19 protein-coding genes, 12 tRNA genes and 1 rRNA gene are annotated in these 16,012 nt (G+C 52.4%); 2 read left to right on the top strand and 30 right to left on the bottom strand.

Translation table 11 applies throughout. The features are described 5' to 3' along the window. Positions 1 to 11: 11 nt before the first annotated feature. From NST43_RS27255 to NST43_RS27335, 17 genes are all read right to left on the bottom strand, one after another. Positions 12 to 1,475 (bottom strand): hypothetical protein, encoded by a 1,464-nt coding sequence (locus NST43_RS27255; RefSeq protein ID WP_339220489.1) that lies wholly within the window; start codon positions 1,473 to 1,475, stop codon positions 12 to 14. An 11-nt stretch (positions 1,476 to 1,486) separates the two neighbouring features. Then, positions 1,487 to 2,098, bottom strand: coding sequence for a putative phage tail protein (locus NST43_RS27260; RefSeq protein ID WP_339220491.1), 612 nt, complete (start codon positions 2,096 to 2,098; stop codon positions 1,487 to 1,489). Between the two features lie 2 nt (positions 2,099 to 2,100). Then, complete coding sequence (locus NST43_RS27265) at positions 2,101 to 2,436, bottom strand: phage tail protein (RefSeq protein WP_339220492.1); 336 nt, start codon at positions 2,434 to 2,436, stop codon at positions 2,101 to 2,103. Between the two features lie 12 nt (positions 2,437 to 2,448). Next, on the bottom strand, positions 2,449 to 3,471 hold the full coding sequence (locus NST43_RS27270) for a DUF2793 domain-containing protein (RefSeq protein ID WP_339220494.1): 1,023 nt from the start codon (positions 3,469 to 3,471) through the stop codon (positions 2,449 to 2,451). Position 3,472: 1 nt separating this feature from the next. After that, a complete protein-coding gene (locus NST43_RS27275) occupies positions 3,473 to 3,886 on the bottom strand; it encodes a hypothetical protein (protein ID WP_036724526.1) in 414 nt (137 codons plus the stop codon). Between the two features lie 2 nt (positions 3,887 to 3,888). After that, positions 3,889 to 4,947 (bottom strand): baseplate J/gp47 family protein, encoded by a 1,059-nt coding sequence (locus NST43_RS27280; RefSeq protein ID WP_339220496.1) that lies wholly within the window; start codon positions 4,945 to 4,947, stop codon positions 3,889 to 3,891. Next, on the bottom strand, positions 4,940 to 5,368 hold the full coding sequence (locus tag NST43_RS27285) for a DUF2634 domain-containing protein (RefSeq protein ID WP_339220498.1): 429 nt from the start codon (positions 5,366 to 5,368) through the stop codon (positions 4,940 to 4,942). The genes NST43_RS27280 and NST43_RS27285 overlap by 8 nt, the downstream gene beginning before the upstream one ends. Beyond that, entirely contained in the window at positions 5,365 to 5,658 is a 294-nt protein-coding gene (locus NST43_RS27290) for a DUF2577 domain-containing protein (RefSeq protein WP_339220500.1), read from the bottom strand. The genes NST43_RS27285 and NST43_RS27290 overlap by 4 nt, the downstream gene beginning before the upstream one ends. Before the next feature lie 5 nt (positions 5,659 to 5,663). Beyond that, a complete protein-coding gene (locus NST43_RS27295) occupies positions 5,664 to 6,626 on the bottom strand; it encodes a hypothetical protein (RefSeq protein ID WP_339220502.1) in 963 nt (320 codons plus the stop codon). A gap of 12 nt (positions 6,627 to 6,638) precedes the next feature. Continuing rightward, positions 6,639 to 7,385, bottom strand: coding sequence for a LysM domain-containing protein (locus tag NST43_RS27300; protein WP_339220503.1), 747 nt, complete (start codon positions 7,383 to 7,385; stop codon positions 6,639 to 6,641). A 1-nt stretch (position 7,386) separates the two neighbouring features. Further along, positions 7,387 to 9,354: a hypothetical protein gene (locus NST43_RS27305; protein ID WP_339220504.1), complete on the bottom strand. Its 1,968-nt coding sequence runs from the start codon at positions 9,352 to 9,354 to the stop codon at positions 7,387 to 7,389. Between the two features lie 192 nt (positions 9,355 to 9,546). Continuing rightward, on the bottom strand, positions 9,547 to 9,969 hold the full coding sequence (locus tag NST43_RS27310) for a phage portal protein (RefSeq protein ID WP_036696211.1): 423 nt from the start codon (positions 9,967 to 9,969) through the stop codon (positions 9,547 to 9,549). Between the two features lie 166 nt (positions 9,970 to 10,135). Next, the gene (locus tag NST43_RS27315) at positions 10,136 to 10,606 is read right to left on the bottom strand and encodes a phage tail tube protein (RefSeq protein ID WP_036724540.1); all 471 of its coding nucleotides are present in this window, start codon (positions 10,604 to 10,606) and stop codon (positions 10,136 to 10,138) included. A 1-nt stretch (position 10,607) separates the two neighbouring features. Then, positions 10,608 to 11,930 carry a phage tail sheath family protein gene (locus tag NST43_RS27320; protein WP_339220506.1) on the bottom strand — a complete coding sequence of 441 codons (1,323 nt, stop codon included), beginning with the start codon at positions 11,928 to 11,930 and terminating at the stop codon, positions 10,608 to 10,610. Beyond that, on the bottom strand, positions 11,930 to 12,136 hold the full coding sequence (locus tag NST43_RS27325) for a hypothetical protein (RefSeq protein WP_339220508.1): 207 nt from the start codon (positions 12,134 to 12,136) through the stop codon (positions 11,930 to 11,932). Before NST43_RS27325 ends, NST43_RS27320 begins: the two co-directional genes overlap by 1 nt. Next, positions 12,133 to 12,555, bottom strand: coding sequence for a DUF6838 family protein (locus NST43_RS27330; RefSeq protein ID WP_339220509.1), 423 nt, complete (start codon positions 12,553 to 12,555; stop codon positions 12,133 to 12,135). The genes NST43_RS27325 and NST43_RS27330 overlap by 4 nt, the downstream gene beginning before the upstream one ends. 376 nt (positions 12,556 to 12,931) lie before the next feature. Beyond that, positions 12,932 to 13,429, bottom strand: a complete 498-nt coding sequence (locus NST43_RS27335) for an ArpU family phage packaging/lysis transcriptional regulator (RefSeq protein WP_209991897.1) — start codon at positions 13,427 to 13,429, stop codon at positions 12,932 to 12,934. A gap of 304 nt (positions 13,430 to 13,733) precedes the next feature. On the opposite strand from NST43_RS27335, the gene NST43_RS27340 reads away from it, so the two are divergent. Beyond that, a complete protein-coding gene (locus tag NST43_RS27340; RefSeq protein ID WP_209991737.1) occupies positions 13,734 to 14,174 on the top strand; it encodes a helix-turn-helix domain-containing protein in 441 nt (146 codons plus the stop codon). Between the two features lie 45 nt (positions 14,175 to 14,219). Continuing rightward, positions 14,220 to 14,633 (top strand): ImmA/IrrE family metallo-endopeptidase, encoded by a 414-nt coding sequence (locus NST43_RS27345; protein ID WP_209991896.1) that lies wholly within the window; start codon positions 14,220 to 14,222, stop codon positions 14,631 to 14,633. 80 nt (positions 14,634 to 14,713) lie between these two features. Here NST43_RS27345 and NST43_RS27350 read toward each other — a convergent pair. The 13 genes from NST43_RS27350 to rrf all read right to left on the bottom strand — a co-directional run bounded on the left by NST43_RS27350 (position 14,714) and on the right by rrf (position 15,949). Next, a tRNA-Pro gene (locus tag NST43_RS27350) sits at positions 14,714 to 14,787 on the bottom strand. Between the two features lie 18 nt (positions 14,788 to 14,805). Then, positions 14,806 to 14,879 (bottom strand) — tRNA-Gly (locus NST43_RS27355). Positions 14,880 to 14,896: 17 nt separating this feature from the next. After that, positions 14,897 to 14,970 (bottom strand) — tRNA-Pro (locus NST43_RS27360). Positions 14,971 to 14,999: 29 nt separating this feature from the next. Next, positions 15,000 to 15,076, bottom strand: a tRNA-Arg gene (locus NST43_RS27365). A gap of 8 nt (positions 15,077 to 15,084) precedes the next feature. Continuing rightward, a tRNA-Gly gene (locus NST43_RS27370) sits at positions 15,085 to 15,159 on the bottom strand. A 7-nt stretch (positions 15,160 to 15,166) separates the two neighbouring features. Next, positions 15,167 to 15,250, bottom strand: a tRNA-Leu gene (locus tag NST43_RS27375). A 16-nt stretch (positions 15,251 to 15,266) separates the two neighbouring features. Next, positions 15,267 to 15,339: transfer RNA gene (locus NST43_RS27380), tRNA-Lys, on the bottom strand. 5 nt (positions 15,340 to 15,344) lie between these two features. After that, positions 15,345 to 15,418, bottom strand: a tRNA-Gln gene (locus tag NST43_RS27385). 53 nt (positions 15,419 to 15,471) lie between these two features. Beyond that, positions 15,472 to 15,547 (bottom strand) — tRNA-Val (locus NST43_RS27390). Between the two features lie 36 nt (positions 15,548 to 15,583). Then, positions 15,584 to 15,658: transfer RNA gene (locus tag NST43_RS27395), tRNA-Glu, on the bottom strand. 12 nt (positions 15,659 to 15,670) lie between these two features. After that, positions 15,671 to 15,746 (bottom strand) — tRNA-Thr (locus tag NST43_RS27400). 1 nt (position 15,747) lies between these two features. Next, positions 15,748 to 15,823: transfer RNA gene (locus NST43_RS27405), tRNA-Asn, on the bottom strand. A 9-nt stretch (positions 15,824 to 15,832) separates the two neighbouring features. Further along, a 5S ribosomal RNA gene (gene rrf / locus NST43_RS27410) occupies positions 15,833 to 15,949 on the bottom strand. Positions 15,950 to 16,012: the final 63 nt, after the last annotated feature.

Here is a 16,012-nt window from a genome sequence, read left to right on the forward strand (position 1 = left end):
GACCCTCCTTCTTAAGATACTCTCGTTACCCTGAACCAGTTGTACAAATTACTGCCTGTTGTGGACAAGCCGCTTGAATGACTCTGGTGGAGATAAATACTAACAGGTTGACCAGCCGTTAAATCTGTTGTCACATGTCCTGAAGTCACAGAGACCGACGAACCTGAATTAGTATTACGACCTATACACTGATCTTCGGTGCCGTTTTTAAACATGTGCAAGCTAATGACAACCCCGTCAGGCACTCCTTGAAGTGAGCACAAGATGTCGAACGAATACATCCCTGTGCGACTAGGCGTGAACGTCCCTGTAGCTGGATTCCATTCATTTAAATAGTCAAAGTATTTTCCGTTATATACTAGCTTGGTCATTGTGTTTGAAACCATATTCTGTGCAGCAGTTGAACCACCCGCCGCCCCGGTACGTGACTGAGTATTGTTATCTCCCCATGGGTTGAGTACACCCATCCCTGGAACAAGCATACCTCCATCCTGTGCCACCATATTACCAGCCGGAACTGTACCTGAATACCCAAAGTAGGAGGCGAAACCGGACAGATACGCAGCGCCATTATTCACGCCTGTATTGTTCGATGCATAAGCCACACATTCTGCCAGAATCACTACAGCATTACCACGATTCGATACGTTACAACGATCAACGAAAACGTCTGAGGCACTTACATATACTCCGGCTTGTGCGCTCTGCGTAGTGACTACACAAGATTCAAACACAACGCGCCTGGAGGCAGAGACTTTAAAAGCTCCCACCGCTGTCGTAGACGTTGCTGTAAACCCCTTAATTACAAAGACCCCATGACTGTTGTTGACCTCTATAGAGGTCACGCTCACATTTCCCGAAGCGGTAAGAGCAAACAAGTCTGATGTAACAAAACCCGTGATAATAACCGCCTCAGCATAGGTCCCTGCCGCCACATTGATATTTATGGTATTATTAGCCATTTTTGGAATCGCTTTAACCGCTCTGCCTATCGTCCTGAAAGCCCCACCCGCCGTATTCCCCAACCCCGTATTCCCATCATTCCCATCCGTCCGGACGTAATAGGTAATATCCGCTGTAGTCTGCTGCGGTGTAGTCACTAGATTTGCCTTGCCATTCCAGGCCGTCTTCTCCGCATCGGTTACGAAGCGGTTGGACGAGTCCTGGACGATGACCGATGGCGAATGCGTGGAAGGATGCACATAATTATTAGCCCCCTGCGCCACACTATCCAGCTTCGACTTGTCCGCTCCAGCCATTAGCCCCGCAGCAGTCGTGGTCGCTACCGACGTAGAAGCCTTGGCGTTCCATGCCGTGCGCTCCGTCGCCGTGATGTGCTTGACTGTATCAGCGGTATGATCCTGCACAGCCTTGACGGCGGTGTCCAGAATATCCATATTGCCGTTCAGATCGGTGATATCTACAATGTCTGTGCCATCGGGCTTTTTCAGCCCCAGATTACCCGTTGTTTTCATCGCTCACACTCCTATTCATATACTCTTAGTTCGTTCCAGGTCTTGCCGTGCGCACCGTTCCAGGTAAGGGACTTCAAGGAGTCCCACCAGGTGTAACTGTACACGAAGCTATAGTCCAGATGGGCAGGCTTAATCTCTTCCATGATCTGAATCAGCCCTGCCATATTGGCCGGGATGCCCAGCGTGCCGACGAAGCGCACCTCGAAGCTGTACGCTCCGGGCACCTCGACTACCTCCACATCTCCCTCGGAAAAAGCAGACGCCGTCCGCCTAATCATCTCCGGCGTAGTTGTTCCACTGCCCCGCAGCTTGGCCTTGATCATCTCCCGCCGGGTGGCGTAGGACTTGTTCGGATCTGAGGCCAGTCCCAGCATCCGCTCCCAGCGGGACAGCCCCCAGGTAGCCGACTCCAGCGTCTTCTGATCGTCACTGTCGGCCATAGCGTAAGCCACTTCACCGCAGGCTCTACCTGCGCTGGCCTGCACAGCCTCCATCTCAGGCACGCCCTGATAATAATCGGGCAGGTACTTCATCAGATCGGGAGCGGTAATCTCCGGCCCTTCCCCTGGCACACCATCTGCCGAATACGCCACAAGGCCATATATACTGTCTCCATAAGCCATAGCTATACCCCCTTCAGCTGGTTCCAGGTCAGCGGACCCTTGGGCATATAATCATGGGTATGTGCAGCTGCCGGATAGACAGCAGGCTTGCCGTCCACCCCTGACCAGGGAACCGTATCCGCAGCCTGGGCATAATCGACCTTGCCGTTGTTATTCGTGTCGTAGATGCTTTTCAGCATATCGCCTGTGCTTTGGCCTGCCGCCAGCAGCATATTGCTGCTCCCGCTGCCGATGAACAGCTTGCCGCTATCCGTGCAATAGCCCAGCTCGCCTGCGGCCAGCGTACCCAGCGCACTCTCCAGGCCGCGGCGGATTTGAATCAATGTCTTCCGTGCCATGGTCACCGCCTCCTAGAATGTTCCGCCATCGATAATGCTTACCGTGAGCTGGTTGCCATTGGCCGAATCGTAGACGATACTCGTGCCGTCGATGTTGACCTCGATGCCAGTCGAGTTTACCAGAATTCCCTTACCCGGCTTGGCCGCAACACTGGTTGAGCCGACAATGATCCCGTTGCCTGCCCCGACGGTCAGCGTGACACTATCCGCCTGCCCGCCGCCGGTAAGACCATTCCCAGCCGTGATCGTCTGTAGCGCGCCGCCCGTCCGCACCCAGGCGCTCCCGTTCCAGCTGTAGATTTTCTGCTCATCGTCCACATAAGCCGTCCAGCCGACAGCCGGAACATAATAAGCCCAGCTACCTGCGGCATATTCCGCAATCTGACTGCTTTTACCCGCCCAGACGCCGGTTGCGCCGGAAGGAATGATATACCGGTCAGCTTCCACGGGACTTCCTGGCGGAGCCGTCAGGTGCTGATCCTTCACCGAAGCCTGAGGCTCGATATTATGCTTGGCCAGCTCGATTTCATTTTTGATTTTTTGCGCGGACCACAGATCTGTAATCGTCGAACCACCATCGTTAATGATTCTGTGCTTCGCGGCATCGTTAAGATGCGTTGCAATTTCTGCGGCGGTCTTCGTATTCGTGCCGTCCGACACTTTATTAGGGTGCCCTGCTGTAAGATCTGCCTTGAGCACCTTGGCATACGTGGAGCCGTCAGCGATATCGTCCACCGTTCCGCTCACATCTGTTAATTTCTGCGCGTTAACCCGGCGCCAGGCGGCCCCGTCATCGAAATACAAATACCCGTTGTTACTCCCGCTGCTCACATAGTATAGACGCCCCGCCGAGGCTGCCGCAGGACGCGAAGCTTCAGGACCGGACAAGGCCCGGCCCACCATGGAGTTGGAGCTACCGTCTCCGATATAGACCTCCTTCGTGTCTGTACAGAAGCCCATTTCTCCCGCCTTCAGCATCCCGTAAGTGGACAGCTCGGCCCGGGTACCACGTTTGACCTGAATGGTCTGTGCCATATTACACCTCTCTTCTAAAAGATCCGCCGTCAATCAGACCGGCCTGTTTATACCGCTCCAGTTCACGCTGCGTAGCCGTAAGCCCGCCCTGTAACTGGTTCACATCATCCGCTTCCACAGTGTCTCCCGGTGTCTCGTAAGTCACATAGACTTCGGGCACATCCGCATAGATGTTAATGAGCCGCCGCCAAGGAGCTTCGTCTGGGAAAGAGACCGAGTAATTCCGTACCTCTGTCCCGCTGAAGCGGGAGCCTGTGTACACCGCCAGCGTCTGATTGTTAATATTGTCGTGGGCCAGCAATCCGCTGAATACACCACTTGTAAGCCGAAGCTTCTCCTCTACAACATGACTGCCGCCGTTTGCCTTTTTGTTCAGCTTATCCTGAAAGACATCGATCTGCTCCGGATATCCCATGCCTACACCTCCAGTACGACATTGCCGAACAGCGGCACTTCTGTCTCCAGCAGAGGGATATTTGCCGTCCCGCCGTTCAGCTTAAGTAAGCTATAATCCACCACGCCCTCCGTATTCAGCAGCAATGCACCAATGACCGATTGACTGATATAGGTAGCGGCAAAAGCCTTCTCCTTACGATACTTCTCCAGGAGCGCCGTAAAAGCTTGAACAACCGGCTGCAGCGCATAGCCAGCAGCGAGCGTAACCTTAGCTGAGACACCAACCACCTTGCCTGTGGCCGATTGCACCGTCACCACCGCCCCCACCGGAGCCTGGCCCTCGCCAAGACCCGGCGCAGGATCAATGAACTGCTGCACCTGGGAGACCAGCAGCGGGGATGCGGGCTGATGCTCCGCGTTCACAATGACCACCTTGACCGTCTTCGGTCCGGCCCATAGCGGGAAGACCCGCGCTCCCCCTACGCCCTGAATCTGCTGTGCCCACTCCATATAATGATATTTATTACCGCTCGTTGCCGGCCGACGGGCCGAATCGAAGTACCGCTGCCGCAGCGCTTCATCCGTCTCCGCATCCGTGCCGGGAACCAGCAGGCCCGTAATCTCTCCCCGGGCCAGTCCCGGAATATAATCAATCGGCAGCAGCGCGCCAGAATACTGATTCCCCTCAGCCCCGGCAGTCTCACTCTCCAGGCGGTACGTCCCGGGAGCCAGCTTCTCTGCCGCACTATAATGAAGCAGTCCCAGGGAGAAGCGGCTGCCCAGCGGAATATCCATAGGCTGTTCGCCACTGGTATAGAACCTCGCACCAAGCTGCGCTTTGCCTGCGGGCTGACGCTTCAGTCCCGTCCACGCAATGGTTCGTTCCAGATATTCGCCGTCCGCCGTATCCGGGAAGAACAGATTATTGCTGACCTCAAGCTCAAGATACATCTGGGCCATTTCAGCCGCCGCCGGCGCAAGCGCATCATAGATAATACTTCCCTCGCGCTTGTCCAGCCCCTCTGGAACCCGATCCAGCATACGTTCCAACAGAGCCTCGTAAGTCTGATCCTCATACACTGGCCATCCCCTCCTTTCTAAGCTCCAAATCACCGTATACTGTGACAGCCGTACAGCTGAAGCTAACCGTATCTCCGTCAAAAAGTATCTCCACATCCTCAAGCGCCTGAATCCGCTCATCCTGGAGCAATGCATCGCTGATCAGGCGGCGCAGCTCCGGCCGGGCCAGCAGCCTATCCTGACCCAGCACCAGCTTCCACTCCGTTCCGTAGTCCGTACTATAGATCAGGTGCTCATAACGGCTGGTCTGCAGCACCTTGATTGCTGCCTGCTTCACCGCTTCCAGCCCGTCTACCCGTCCGCCGATCCGTCCGTGCTCCCAGTCCATCCGGTACGTCAGGCTTGGAGCATTCCCAGGAACGGTCACATTCCCTTCCAGAGCTCCCGTCACCGGACCGGATCTGCCTATCGCCGGAATCATAGGTCCACCAGCCGATCGAGGACAATATAGCTCTGTCCGCCTTGCATCCGCACGAGCAGCACGCGGTCTCCCGCTTCAAGTCCACGGCGCAGCAGAATCTCCCGGCCTTCGATCACAGCCTTGCTCTCCATCACGGATTCAACCACAACCAGTGCGGCTCCTGTCAGCAGCAGCCGCTGCTCCACCTGAACCTGCAGCGGCTGTGCCAGAACCACCGTCCCATAAGAAAAAGCCACCGGATTCGTATTCGATACGGCCCCGAGGCTTGCCTGTTTAATAATATCGAGCATGTTGTCTACACCACCTTAATGTCTAGGGACATCGTATGCTCCCCTCCGGAAATTTTATGGCTGCATTGATCCACCAGGAACAGCTGTGTCTGGAATTCATCCAGCAGCACATAAATGAAGTTCCCCGCCCTCACCCGTATATCACCAATAGCCTGCACGGAGAGACTTACCTTCTCACGGTTATGCTGCTTGAGCAGGTTGCCTGCCTTTTCCTGAATCTGCGCAGCATTCGCCTTATCATCTGCCTTCTGGTAGAGATGCAGAATACCCCAGCGCTTTACATTTTCTTTATCTGTGACCGGATAGAACTCGCGTTTGCCGGTCTTTTCGTTGTCCTGGTAGAGCAGAATCGTATTGTACGTATTATCGTCGATGCTTCTTTTCAGCGAATAATCATACAGGTAATGGCCTGCCCCCAGAATCACCTTCAGCAGCATGGACTGCGGACTGCGCAGCGTCAGCTTGCCGAAATCATCATAGAAGGCCATCAGCTGGCCCTTATACTGCAGCTCACTGCCGACCGCACCCATAATAATATCGAGCAGCTTCTTGCCGTCTTCGATCAGTGAGGGAATCTTGTACTCAGCCGGTTCCAGTAATCCAAGCCGCAAACCGCGGTCTTTGGCAATGGTGCTGATCACCTCAGCCGCAGTAACGTCCTGAAGCACATAACTGCCATTGCCCAGCAGATAGCGGATCTGATCGTACGCCGTCAGCTTGATCTCCTGATTCGCACCCGTGTCGATGCTGAAGACGAAGCCGTAGAATACATCAACCCCGTCTCTGCGGAACTGCACAATATCCCCGTTGCTGATCGCGAACTTTTTATGCTGATACATACCGCTGTCCACCAGCGTAAGCTCAAGCGTCGCAGGCTTGCCGGTCCGGGTGGTTTTCCACGTGATATCCGTAACGATTCCGGCAATATTCCAGATGGCGCCTTCCTTATTGATTACGATTAATTCCATCGCCATGGCCTCCTAAGACAGCTTGATTACTCGGCCAATTTTGAGCTTCTTTAGTTCGCTGTCCGAGATATTATTAAGCTTTTGCAGCGTTTTGGATTTACTGCCGTCACCGAGTTGCTTTTGGGCCACCGACCACAGCGTATCCCCGGCTTTGAGCGTATAGGTAGCGGGCGCTGCCTTCTCGCTTGACCGTTTCTGCTGCTTCTTCACTTCACCGGTGCTGCCCACCTTCACGGCTAACGCCTGATAGAACACATACTTTTTGAGTCCAAGTGTATATTCGATATCCCCCGAGGACCCCGCACTCAGCTTCCAGGAGAAGTTCTCAATACTGACCGCCATATTAATGCCAATATCCCCGGTAAAAGCCTGCTGCGCCTGCGCCCTGGCCTGCTTCAGCCAATCTGGGGTCTGCGTATTCTGCACATTTGCCGACTTCAGCCCTGAGAAAACAAACCGGACCGGCCTGCGGCTGAGCATCCATTTGCGGATCAGCTCAACATACTCATAAGGCTTCAGCAGCTTGCCGGCATTCTCACCGGAATACACCACGAACGGATAATACTGTGCCGGGAACATACTCTCAATCGTAATCTCCGTCAGCTTCGGATAAGCAATCGCATTGATTTCGCCAAAATCAACAATGGTATAGCTTTTGCCGTCGCCAATCTCCTTGATCTCCAACGTCTCAGGGTTCACCGGAAGCCGGATCACCTCTTCATAATTATTGAAGCTAAGATAGAATCCATACTCCTCCATGTTACGTGTACACCCCCTGCGCCGTAGAGACGAACTCCTCTTTCAGCTTTTGCCCGATCTTCGTGATAATGGAGTCAATATCGCCGGAATTATTAATATTCCCGGTTGTTACCTGCACCGTCGGCGTCAGCTCGACAAAATTCTGAATCGACTGAATCTCCGCCAGCTCCCGCAGCATATCCAGATCATCGCTGGAGATATCGACCTTTTCATTGATCTTGCCTACCTCGCCTACCTTGTTGACGTTGTTCAGACTGCCGTTTTGACTGCCCAGAACTCCAGTAGAACCTCCCGGAATATTCTTAGGAGACTTAGGGGTAATAAACTCCTTGGCCGTATCCGCCATTTGTTGTCCCTTGTCCATGAATTTGTTCATACCATTCATTCCTGTTTGATTCCCCTTGCCAAAAGCCGCTTTTGTGTCCTTATAATCTCTCTGCTTGGACAATTCAAAGACAACTTTGTCTGCCGGTTTATACACCTCAAGTCCTTGGCGGTATTTAGCAATAATATCACTGGCACCATGAGGAGTCTCGGGTTCTTCTATATCAACTTTGACCTTGCTGATTCCTAATGTGTCGAAGAATGGAATATTGCTCAGCATATCAACCAGCGAGTTGAATTTGTCGATCACCCACTGGATTGCCCTTGCCATTACCTTCATGAATCCTCCAGCGAATCCTTCTGCGCCTACAGCAATACTATACATAACATCCAGCGCACCAGCGGCAAGACCATAAAAGAATCCCTGCACTTTATTGACAGCCCAATTAAATATATAAACTAACCCATCGCCAGCCAAAGTGAAAAAATTCTGGATACCAATGGCTATATTCTGTACAACTGCAGCCAGATAGTAGAACGATCCTACGATAAATCCAACCACCTCACCCGCCGAGACGCCAAGATGCTGCAGAATCATCAATAAGACTGCTATTACGGCAATGACGATTAAGATCGGCCAGTTCGCCACCAGCCAGGCGGCAGCAAGCATATAGACTTGAACAATCATGGCTGCCAGGAAGACAACGGCTATCGCTTCAAGGATAGGCTTAATAAATGACCAGTTATCCTGAACCACCTGAGCCAGCCATAATAGCCCGTCAACCACCATTGAGATCACATTCGCTATGAAAAGAAACCCGTTAGCCATCGCATCAATAAGCGGCGCCAGCTGTCCCGAAGTTAATGCCGTATTAATGGTGTCCATCACCGGCCGCAGAGCACCTAGCGCTTTGGCGCCAATCTGGCCAAGTACAAGATCAATATTCTTGTTCATCTGGTTCCATTTTTCAATATCCTCAGGCTGTGCGGCCTCCTTCACCGCCTTCTCTCCGAAGGATTTAATTGCATTAAAAGGCTTTACCACATCAGCCGTTTTGAGGAACTTCATGATCTTGGAATCCCCGCTCGGTGTCGGTGGGACTGGAGGTGGTGGCGGCACTGGCGGTGGCACCGGGTCTTTCTTCAAATTGATCCTAGGCTTAGGTAGAACCTCTGGTTCTGGTTCCGGTGGTTTAACATCCTCTTTTTTTACCTCAGGCTTTTTTTCTTCCGTTTTCTTTTTTTCTTTAAGCCCTTTCCACCATTTTACCTTTTTGGCCTCTTCCGCTTTCTCAGGCTCCTCTACAACAGGCGCGGCGTTAAGCATCCGTACCCCCAACTGCTGGGATTGCGCAGCCCTTTGGCTTTGCTGCATCACAACTGTTCTGGACACATCCACTTTGACCGGCAGCCGTTTGAAGCCTTCCAGCAGCGTGTCATTGATCTGTTGCAAGGATTGAATAATCCGATCCTCCGAGCGGATGATTTGTTCACTGGAACGTTTCACCGCCGCCTGAAAACCCTTTACCGACCGGTTAACCATGTCGAGATTATTATTCATCCGCAGGCTTTGTTTATGGACGGCTTTCCATATCGTAACCGACCTGCGCGAGATAATGACTGCTTTGGAGCTATCGATTTCCATTCTTTCACCCCCTTCATCGCTTCTTCCCCTTGCTCCGCGCACGCTCCCGCTTCTCCTTGTCCACGCGTACGGAGATCATGGCATAGATTGCTGCGCGTTCGCGGACGGAGAGCTTCATCAGTTCATGCGGCAGAATATGCAGCTCATGGAGGGCGTAATAGGCCAGATTGGCCTCACCATCGCCCTCGTTGATTAGTTTTTTACGTCATCCACCAGTTCGTTCATATCTGTGGCGAAGCCGTTCAGAGCCTGAACCCGCTCCCCAAGCGCAGCGAATTCTCCGGGCAGCAGCATTTTGCGCAGCAGCGATTCGGCGCCCATGACCCCGTAGGAACGCTGAAGCTCCGTATTCTTCAGATCCGGATGCACAATGCTTGCCGTCATGAGCTTCGCCATATATTCGTTGGGATCAATATCCGTAGTGTAGGTGCCGTTCTTTCCCTTGACCTTGCGGGTGGCCGCTTTACGGCATTCCTGGTTCTCTTCCTCATTCATACTGCGCAGCTTCCAGACAGCAGGGTTACCTTCCTTGTCCTTGAACCGCAGCGAGACCGCGAATTCCTCTGTTGTATCACAAGCCGCATTTTGCGCAAAAAATAAACTTAATTCACTCATGTTGTTCCTCCCGGATTCTTATTGTGTTAGGGCAGCGAAGAGGCCCGCCGCAGAATACCGCCGCACAGCGGCTATGGCTTCAATGATTATCCAGATACTTTGCGGGGCCTCCCGAACCTATTCATTCATTTACTCTTTTACAACCTGCGAATAGCCCGCTTATGCTTTATTGACCGGCATTTGCCGGAGCCGCGAAGGGCTGCACCAATTCCACATCCTCGAAGGTAAAAGCAACCTCTTCCTCCAGCGCATCCGACTCCGTATCCAGCGAAGCCATAATGACACTGTCCAGATTGACATCCTTCAGCATGATGCGCTGGGCGCCCACGGTTGAGGACGGATCTTCATTGGTCACGATAATGCTGAAGTATTGGTCAATCCCTGTCTTCATGTACTCCAGCATCATCTGGCGGAAACGGCTCGTCATATAAAAAATCGTCATCGTACCGCTGCCCGACCAGCCTGTCGCCTTATGCTGCACCCCGCGGCGTCCAAGCGTCTTCACTTCCGCCTTCTGCTTCTCTACAGTGGCTTCCAGGGTTTTAACATAGAACATTTCTTCCGTCTGTCCGTTAATCGTGGCATAGGCCCGGCCCTCCTGGCCGGACAGCGTATCGCTGGCTCTCAAGAATGTCATCTTAGACCACCTTCACTTTCATATATACTTTTTCTACGGAATCCACCGGCTTCACCGCTACCTCCAGCACTACGCTGTCACTGTCCGCTCCGGGAGTCACCACAATGTCGCTTTGCGCATTGAAGTTCTCAATCGCCCCGAGGTTCTGCAGATCATTCATATAAGTGACGCACTGTGACCAGAAGAGCGCGCGCCCGTCCTCATTATTCGGCAATTTGCCAATGAAGTAGCTCTCAAAAATCCGCTTCAAATCACCAGCGATCCCATCCAGCACACGCAGCACGCGGTTCTTGGAGAAGGCCTTGCCTTTGTCTGTGGAGAAGGAAGTGAACGTGTTAATGTCCTGCTCCACTACTGCCCGGCCTCCGCTATAGGTGAACAGCAGCTCTCCATCTGTAAGTGCTTCTACCGTCTCGGAATGGCTGAAGCGCACATCTGCGTCTACAGCATCGTCATAGGCCTGATAAGTTAGGGATTCGTTCACCGCAGCAGCGGCAGTAGCACCGGCAACCCAAGCCACGGCATGAGCTTTATCCACTACCGTTCCATCACTCAAAATAACGCCGTTCGCCACACTGATGATGCCTTCATGGTCAGCCGTAGCATAATCGGACAAGACCGCCTGCACCTTCTTGCCTTCCGTATTACGCAGACGCTTCACATAGGCGCTATACAGGGACTTCAGCGTGTTATCCTGCGATACCAGACCTACCGTCTGGAAATCCTGAACCTCCAGCGCCGACAAGAACGCACTATGCTCCGCATTTGTGACTGTTCCATTCGCACCGCCTGAGAGCGGCAACCCGGCTGTCACCGTCAGCGCACCGGATTCACTAGGCTTAAATTCTACATAAGCATTCGCAGCCAGGCTGGAAGCAGCGCCTACCGTCTGCTTGTCCACCTCACTACCCTCCAGCAGCGTCCGGACATCGAACTGAGTGCTGTCATCGATATTTTTCTCGATCACAACCTTAAGCGCATTCCCTCGTTCCCCGCCATACAGCGCAGTCGCCTGAACTCCGTTATTGGTCACAGCAGCCTTCACACCCTGATTCAGACGGTAGAGCAGCAGTGTGCCTGCCCGCTTCAGCACCTCTCGCACCGGCAGCAGCTCTGCAGCCGTCAGATCATAGCCCAGCTTTTGCTGAAAATCATCCTGAGCCGTAAGCTTCAGAATGACGCCCGCGGGCCCCCAAGGCAGTGCAAGCGCCAAAGCAGCCGTACCGCGTTCCCCCATTTTACCTGCCACAATGCCGTTTGAGGCTACATTTACGTATACCCCCGGACGCACCTTGTTTTGTGTTGTCCATGTTCCTCCAGCCATTAGATAACCTCCTTATTTAGATACAGCTCCATCAAATGCTTAGCCTCTTCCAAGGTGTAGCTCCCGTTCTCTTGCAGAACTACCTCCAGTACATCCTTTTCCCGCGGCGCAAACAGAGCGGAGTTCATCATCTGCTTCTTTCCAAAAGCATCCGGTCCCCCGCTGCCGCGTTCCCGCTCACTTGCCGTCATTTCCTTAGAACTCATTTCAGCCGCGCCCCTTCCGTGAAGTGTCCCATCAGCTCTGCCTCTTCCTCCGGCTGCTTCTGCTTCTGAAGATAGAGCATAAAGTCCACGGTGAACAGCGCCCCCCGTCCCTCTGCTCCGGCTACCCAGGACTGGCGCACCACCCGATAAGCGGGATTAACACTTTCTCTTGCGTCCAGTGCCTCACAAAGCCCGTCAGCCATAGCCTCTGCGTCCAGCAGACTTCCTTGCTCATAGCGGATACCGAAGCGGTAGACCGCCATGTATCTGCCTTCACGCTGCCTGTCGTAGGTTGCCGAGAGCAGCTCCAGCCTGAAGTAAGCTGACTGCGGCTTATCCCCTTCCACATAGACAGGAATATCCGGGAAAAACTGCCCCAGCGCAGCAGTGATATTCCCCCGTAGTTGTTGTACTGTCATGATTTCATTCCTCTCATGATTAGATGTGGTAATCCCTCCTGCCTTACTTGAAGTCACCCACGGGTTCGATTCGGGAAGAATAGGACCCGTCTTGTACCGGGCAAAGACCGAAGGAGCTTTCACCGCGCTTGTCTGCCGGCCTGTCGTAGGCTTCGATGATGTGGAGCATTCATGCTCCTGCGGTGTCCTTCTGCTTCATTTGCCATGTTATAATCATAGACCCCTTGAGACCTTGCGCAGGCGCTATTACAGATGAGTTAACGATAACTTCCGGTGGTAAAAGGGATGGTAAAAGGCGGTTCCCGTCCAACAAAAAAGCCGCATCACCCCAGCGGGCAATACGGCCTTCTCATTTATATATGGTAGTTGCATGTTGTCAAAAGGATTTCGGCCCCTTAGATCCATTCCCGCCAGCCGGGGTTTTCGTGAGCGTAGCCAGAGACAACAGCTGCAGATCAGCGAGCGCCAGCGCCATCTTATAGAACGCCTTCGACCTTATTTTCACATAAGTATCCTTGCTCACCGGAGGATCGAACACATGATTGTATATCGTGTAGTCGTAGCTCTCCTCTCTGCGCATGTATCTCTCCCGCACCAGTTGTTGTTCCCTCTGGGTAAGCCGCTCTACAACCGAATCAATCACAGCACAGTACGCCCGTCTTGCAGCAGGCACATCTACATTATGCGTGGCAATTGCTGCTGTCTGATCGGTAACCGTATTAGTCGCGCCATGGAACCGCTCCGTGTAGGAGTACGTAATCCCGGCCTCTTTAGCCTCGAACGTGACAGATTTGAAAATCCGATATTTCTCCAGCATATTCTCTATAGTGACCTGAGTCCGGCGGCGGTCAAGCTCGGGCAGCGAAGATATAATCATCATCATTTATACCACTCCTTAGATGTTATACAGATTTAAGAACTTTGTTGCGGACCTTTCCGGCCAAATGTGTTAAAATTCTACTTGTTCGTATACTGTTCGCCTTTTTTCACAATATACCACTTATCTACCAATTCAGTAAAACCTCATTTTGGCCCGTTTTGCAGCATAAACAAGCTATATGCAAGTCTATTCTTACCTTTTGGCAATATTAGACTCTTTATTGTTTACCTATTGGCATAAATAGCTTATAGTAAGTACAACAGCTTTTTAGGTGATTAGGGATAAGGAGTGGTTATCGATGGCAGAGGAATTCGGATACTATCTGAGACAGCTTCGGGAAGGAAAGGGATTGACCATTAATCAGCTGGCAGCGCTTGCCGGTATCAGTGGAGCCCAGATCTCACGGATCGAGAATGGATTACGGGGTGTCCCCAAACCGGCTACACTGCGCAAGATTGCTGAAGCGACCGATGTGTCTTACGAGGAGCTAATGGGCCATGCTGGTTATTTAACCGAGACTGAGGGCAGTACAGAGGGCTCTGTGCCTGCCTGGGCCACCAGCAAGGATAAGCGGGACTTCCGGCAAATGCTGGAGGATGATGGTGAGCTGATGTTTGACGGGATTCCCCTGAACAAGGAAGATAAACAGCGGATCAAGGACGTATTAACCGGCTTGTTCTGGGAGGCTAAGCAGATGAATAAGCGGACCAAGCCTAAGCACCATCCAGGTAAAGAGTAAGTACCAGGCATTCCAACTACTATTAACATGCTGCGGGTGAAGAATATGGATGAGCTAATCAAGCGTTTGGTCAAAAAATACAATACCAGCAGCCCCTTCGAACTGGCTGAAGCACTAGGGATTCATATCCGGTTCATGCATCTGGGTGACGGCACCAAGGGCCTCTACTACCGTAAGCTAAGAAGAAGGTTCATCGTCATCCATAACCAGCTGCCGCTGGAGTGGCAACGATTCGTATGCGCACATGAACTCGCGCATGACCGTCTGCACAAAGGGGTCAACCGTTTTTTTCTGGAGGAGAATTCTTATTTCTCACCAGGCAAGCTGGAACGGCAGGCTAACCTATTCGCGGTCAAGCTGCTATCGGTCGGCACTGCCATTGAGCAGGATGAATCGGTACAGAGCTATTATGCAAGAATTGGCATCCCGGCTGAGGTTGTCTTTTTTTTAGACGATTAAAGGAACGTATGTTCCTTTAATGACGCAACAAAAAACTCTTACCGCAGTAAGAGTTCGTTGGCCAGCCATAAGCTGTTCGATCGGGATGACACGATTTGAACATGCGACCCCCTGGTCCCAAACCAGGTGCTCTACCAAGCTGAGCTACATCCCGAAACTATGAAATTTAATATGGAGCGGGTGATGGGAATCGAACCCACGCTATCAGCTTGGAAGGCTGAAGTTCTACCATTGAACTACACCCGCACAGGTGAAATGAAATATCGGGATGACACGATTTGAACATGCGACCCCCTGGTCCCAAACCAGGTGCTCTACCAAGCTGAGCTACATCCCGTTAATACAAGAAACTCTTCTAAAAAATAATGGTGCGCCCTGAGAGATTCGAACTCCCGGCCTTTTGATTCGTAGTCAAACGCTCTATCCAGCTGAGCTAAGGGCGCAAAAATTTTGGAGCGGACGACGGGAATCGAACCCGCGACCCTCGCCTTGGCAAGGCGATGCTCTACCGCTGAGCCACGTCCGCAAATAAGTGGTGCGCGTGAAGGGACTTGAACCCCCACGTCTTACGACGCCAGATCCTAAGTCTGGTGCGTCTGCCATTCCGCCACACGCGCATGAATCAAATAAAAGTGAGCCATGAAGGATTCGAACCTTCGACACCCTGATTAAAAGTCAGGTGCTCTACCAACTGAGCTAATGGCTCATAATTGGCAGGGGATATAGGATTCGAACCTATGATGACGGAGTCAGAGTCCGTTGCCTTACCACTTGGCGAATCCCCTACAATAGATACCTATATAATGCCCACAATCTCCCTGAAATATCAAGAACATTATGGTGGAGGCTGAGGGGTTCGAACCCCCGACCCTCTGCTTGTAAGGCAGATGCTCTCCCAGCTGAGCTAAGCCTCCATATGTATGGTGACTAATTAGGGTGCTGATTAGTAATGGTGACCCGTATGGGATTCGAACCCATGTTACCTCCGTGAAAGGGAGGTGTCTTAACCCCTTGACCAACGGGCCTTAATAAATTTGTGGAGCTCTCAACCGGATTCGAACCGGTGACCTCTTCCTTACCATGGAAGCACTCTACCTGCTGAGCTATGAGAGCATGGCTCCCCGAACAGGACTCGAACCTGTGACAACTCGATTAACAGTCGAGTGCTCTACCAACTGAGCTATCAGGGAATATTGTCCGCTTGGCAACGTCCTACTCTCCCAGGACCCTTCGGTCCAAGTACCATCGGCGCTGGAGGGCTTAACGGTCGTGTTCGGGATGGGTACGTGTGGAACCCCTCCGCTATCGCCACCAAACGGGCATTTACAGCGTAAATGCTTCAGGAATTTGATTCCTGAAAACTGAATCCGAAATGAATC

This window comes from Paenibacillus sp. FSL H8-0332, assembly GCF_037963835.1.
In the GTDB taxonomy this organism is placed as follows: Bacteria; Bacillota; Bacilli; order Paenibacillales; family Paenibacillaceae; genus Paenibacillus_AQ; species Paenibacillus_AQ rhizoplanae.

What these genes read in the sequence shown, in the direction of transcription:
- NST43_RS27255 (WP_339220489.1), bottom strand. Translation starts at nt 1,475, where the DNA reads ATGAAAACAACGGGTAATCTGGGGCTGAAAAAGCCCGATGGCACAGAC.
- NST43_RS27260 (WP_339220491.1), bottom strand. Translation starts at nt 2,098, where the DNA reads ATGGCTTATGGAGACAGTATATATGGCCTTGTGGCGTATTCGGCAGAT.
- NST43_RS27265 (WP_339220492.1), bottom strand. Translation starts at nt 2,436, where the DNA reads ATGGCACGGAAGACATTGATTCAAATCCGCCGCGGCCTGGAGAGTGCG.
- NST43_RS27270 (WP_339220494.1), bottom strand. Translation starts at nt 3,471, where the DNA reads ATGGCACAGACCATTCAGGTCAAACGTGGTACCCGGGCCGAGCTGTCC.
- NST43_RS27275 (WP_036724526.1), bottom strand. Translation starts at nt 3,886, where the DNA reads ATGGGATATCCGGAGCAGATCGATGTCTTTCAGGATAAGCTGAACAAA.
- NST43_RS27285 (WP_339220498.1), bottom strand. Translation starts at nt 5,368, where the DNA reads ATGATTCCGGCGATAGGCAGATCCGGTCCGGTGACGGGAGCTCTGGAA.
- NST43_RS27290 (WP_339220500.1), bottom strand. Translation starts at nt 5,658, where the DNA reads ATGCTCGATATTATTAAACAGGCAAGCCTCGGGGCCGTATCGAATACG.
- NST43_RS27295 (WP_339220502.1), bottom strand. Translation starts at nt 6,626, where the DNA reads ATGGAATTAATCGTAATCAATAAGGAAGGCGCCATCTGGAATATTGCC.
- NST43_RS27300 (WP_339220503.1), bottom strand. Translation starts at nt 7,385, where the DNA reads ATGGAGGAGTATGGATTCTATCTTAGCTTCAATAATTATGAAGAGGTG.
- NST43_RS27305 (WP_339220504.1), bottom strand. Translation starts at nt 9,354, where the DNA reads ATGGAAATCGATAGCTCCAAAGCAGTCATTATCTCGCGCAGGTCGGTT.
- NST43_RS27310 (WP_036696211.1), bottom strand. Translation starts at nt 9,969, where the DNA reads ATGAGTGAATTAAGTTTATTTTTTGCGCAAAATGCGGCTTGTGATACA.
- NST43_RS27315 (WP_036724540.1), bottom strand. Translation starts at nt 10,606, where the DNA reads ATGACATTCTTGAGAGCCAGCGATACGCTGTCCGGCCAGGAGGGCCGG.
- NST43_RS27320 (WP_339220506.1), bottom strand. Translation starts at nt 11,930, where the DNA reads ATGGCTGGAGGAACATGGACAACACAAAACAAGGTGCGTCCGGGGGTA.
- NST43_RS27325 (WP_339220508.1), bottom strand. Translation starts at nt 12,136, where the DNA reads ATGAGTTCTAAGGAAATGACGGCAAGTGAGCGGGAACGCGGCAGCGGG.
- NST43_RS27330 (WP_339220509.1), bottom strand. Translation starts at nt 12,555, where the DNA reads ATGACAGTACAACAACTACGGGGGAATATCACTGCTGCGCTGGGGCAG.
- NST43_RS27340 (WP_209991737.1), top strand. Translation starts at nt 13,734, where the DNA reads ATGGCAGAGGAATTCGGATACTATCTGAGACAGCTTCGGGAAGGAAAG.
- NST43_RS27345 (WP_209991896.1), top strand. Translation starts at nt 14,220, where the DNA reads ATGGATGAGCTAATCAAGCGTTTGGTCAAAAAATACAATACCAGCAGC.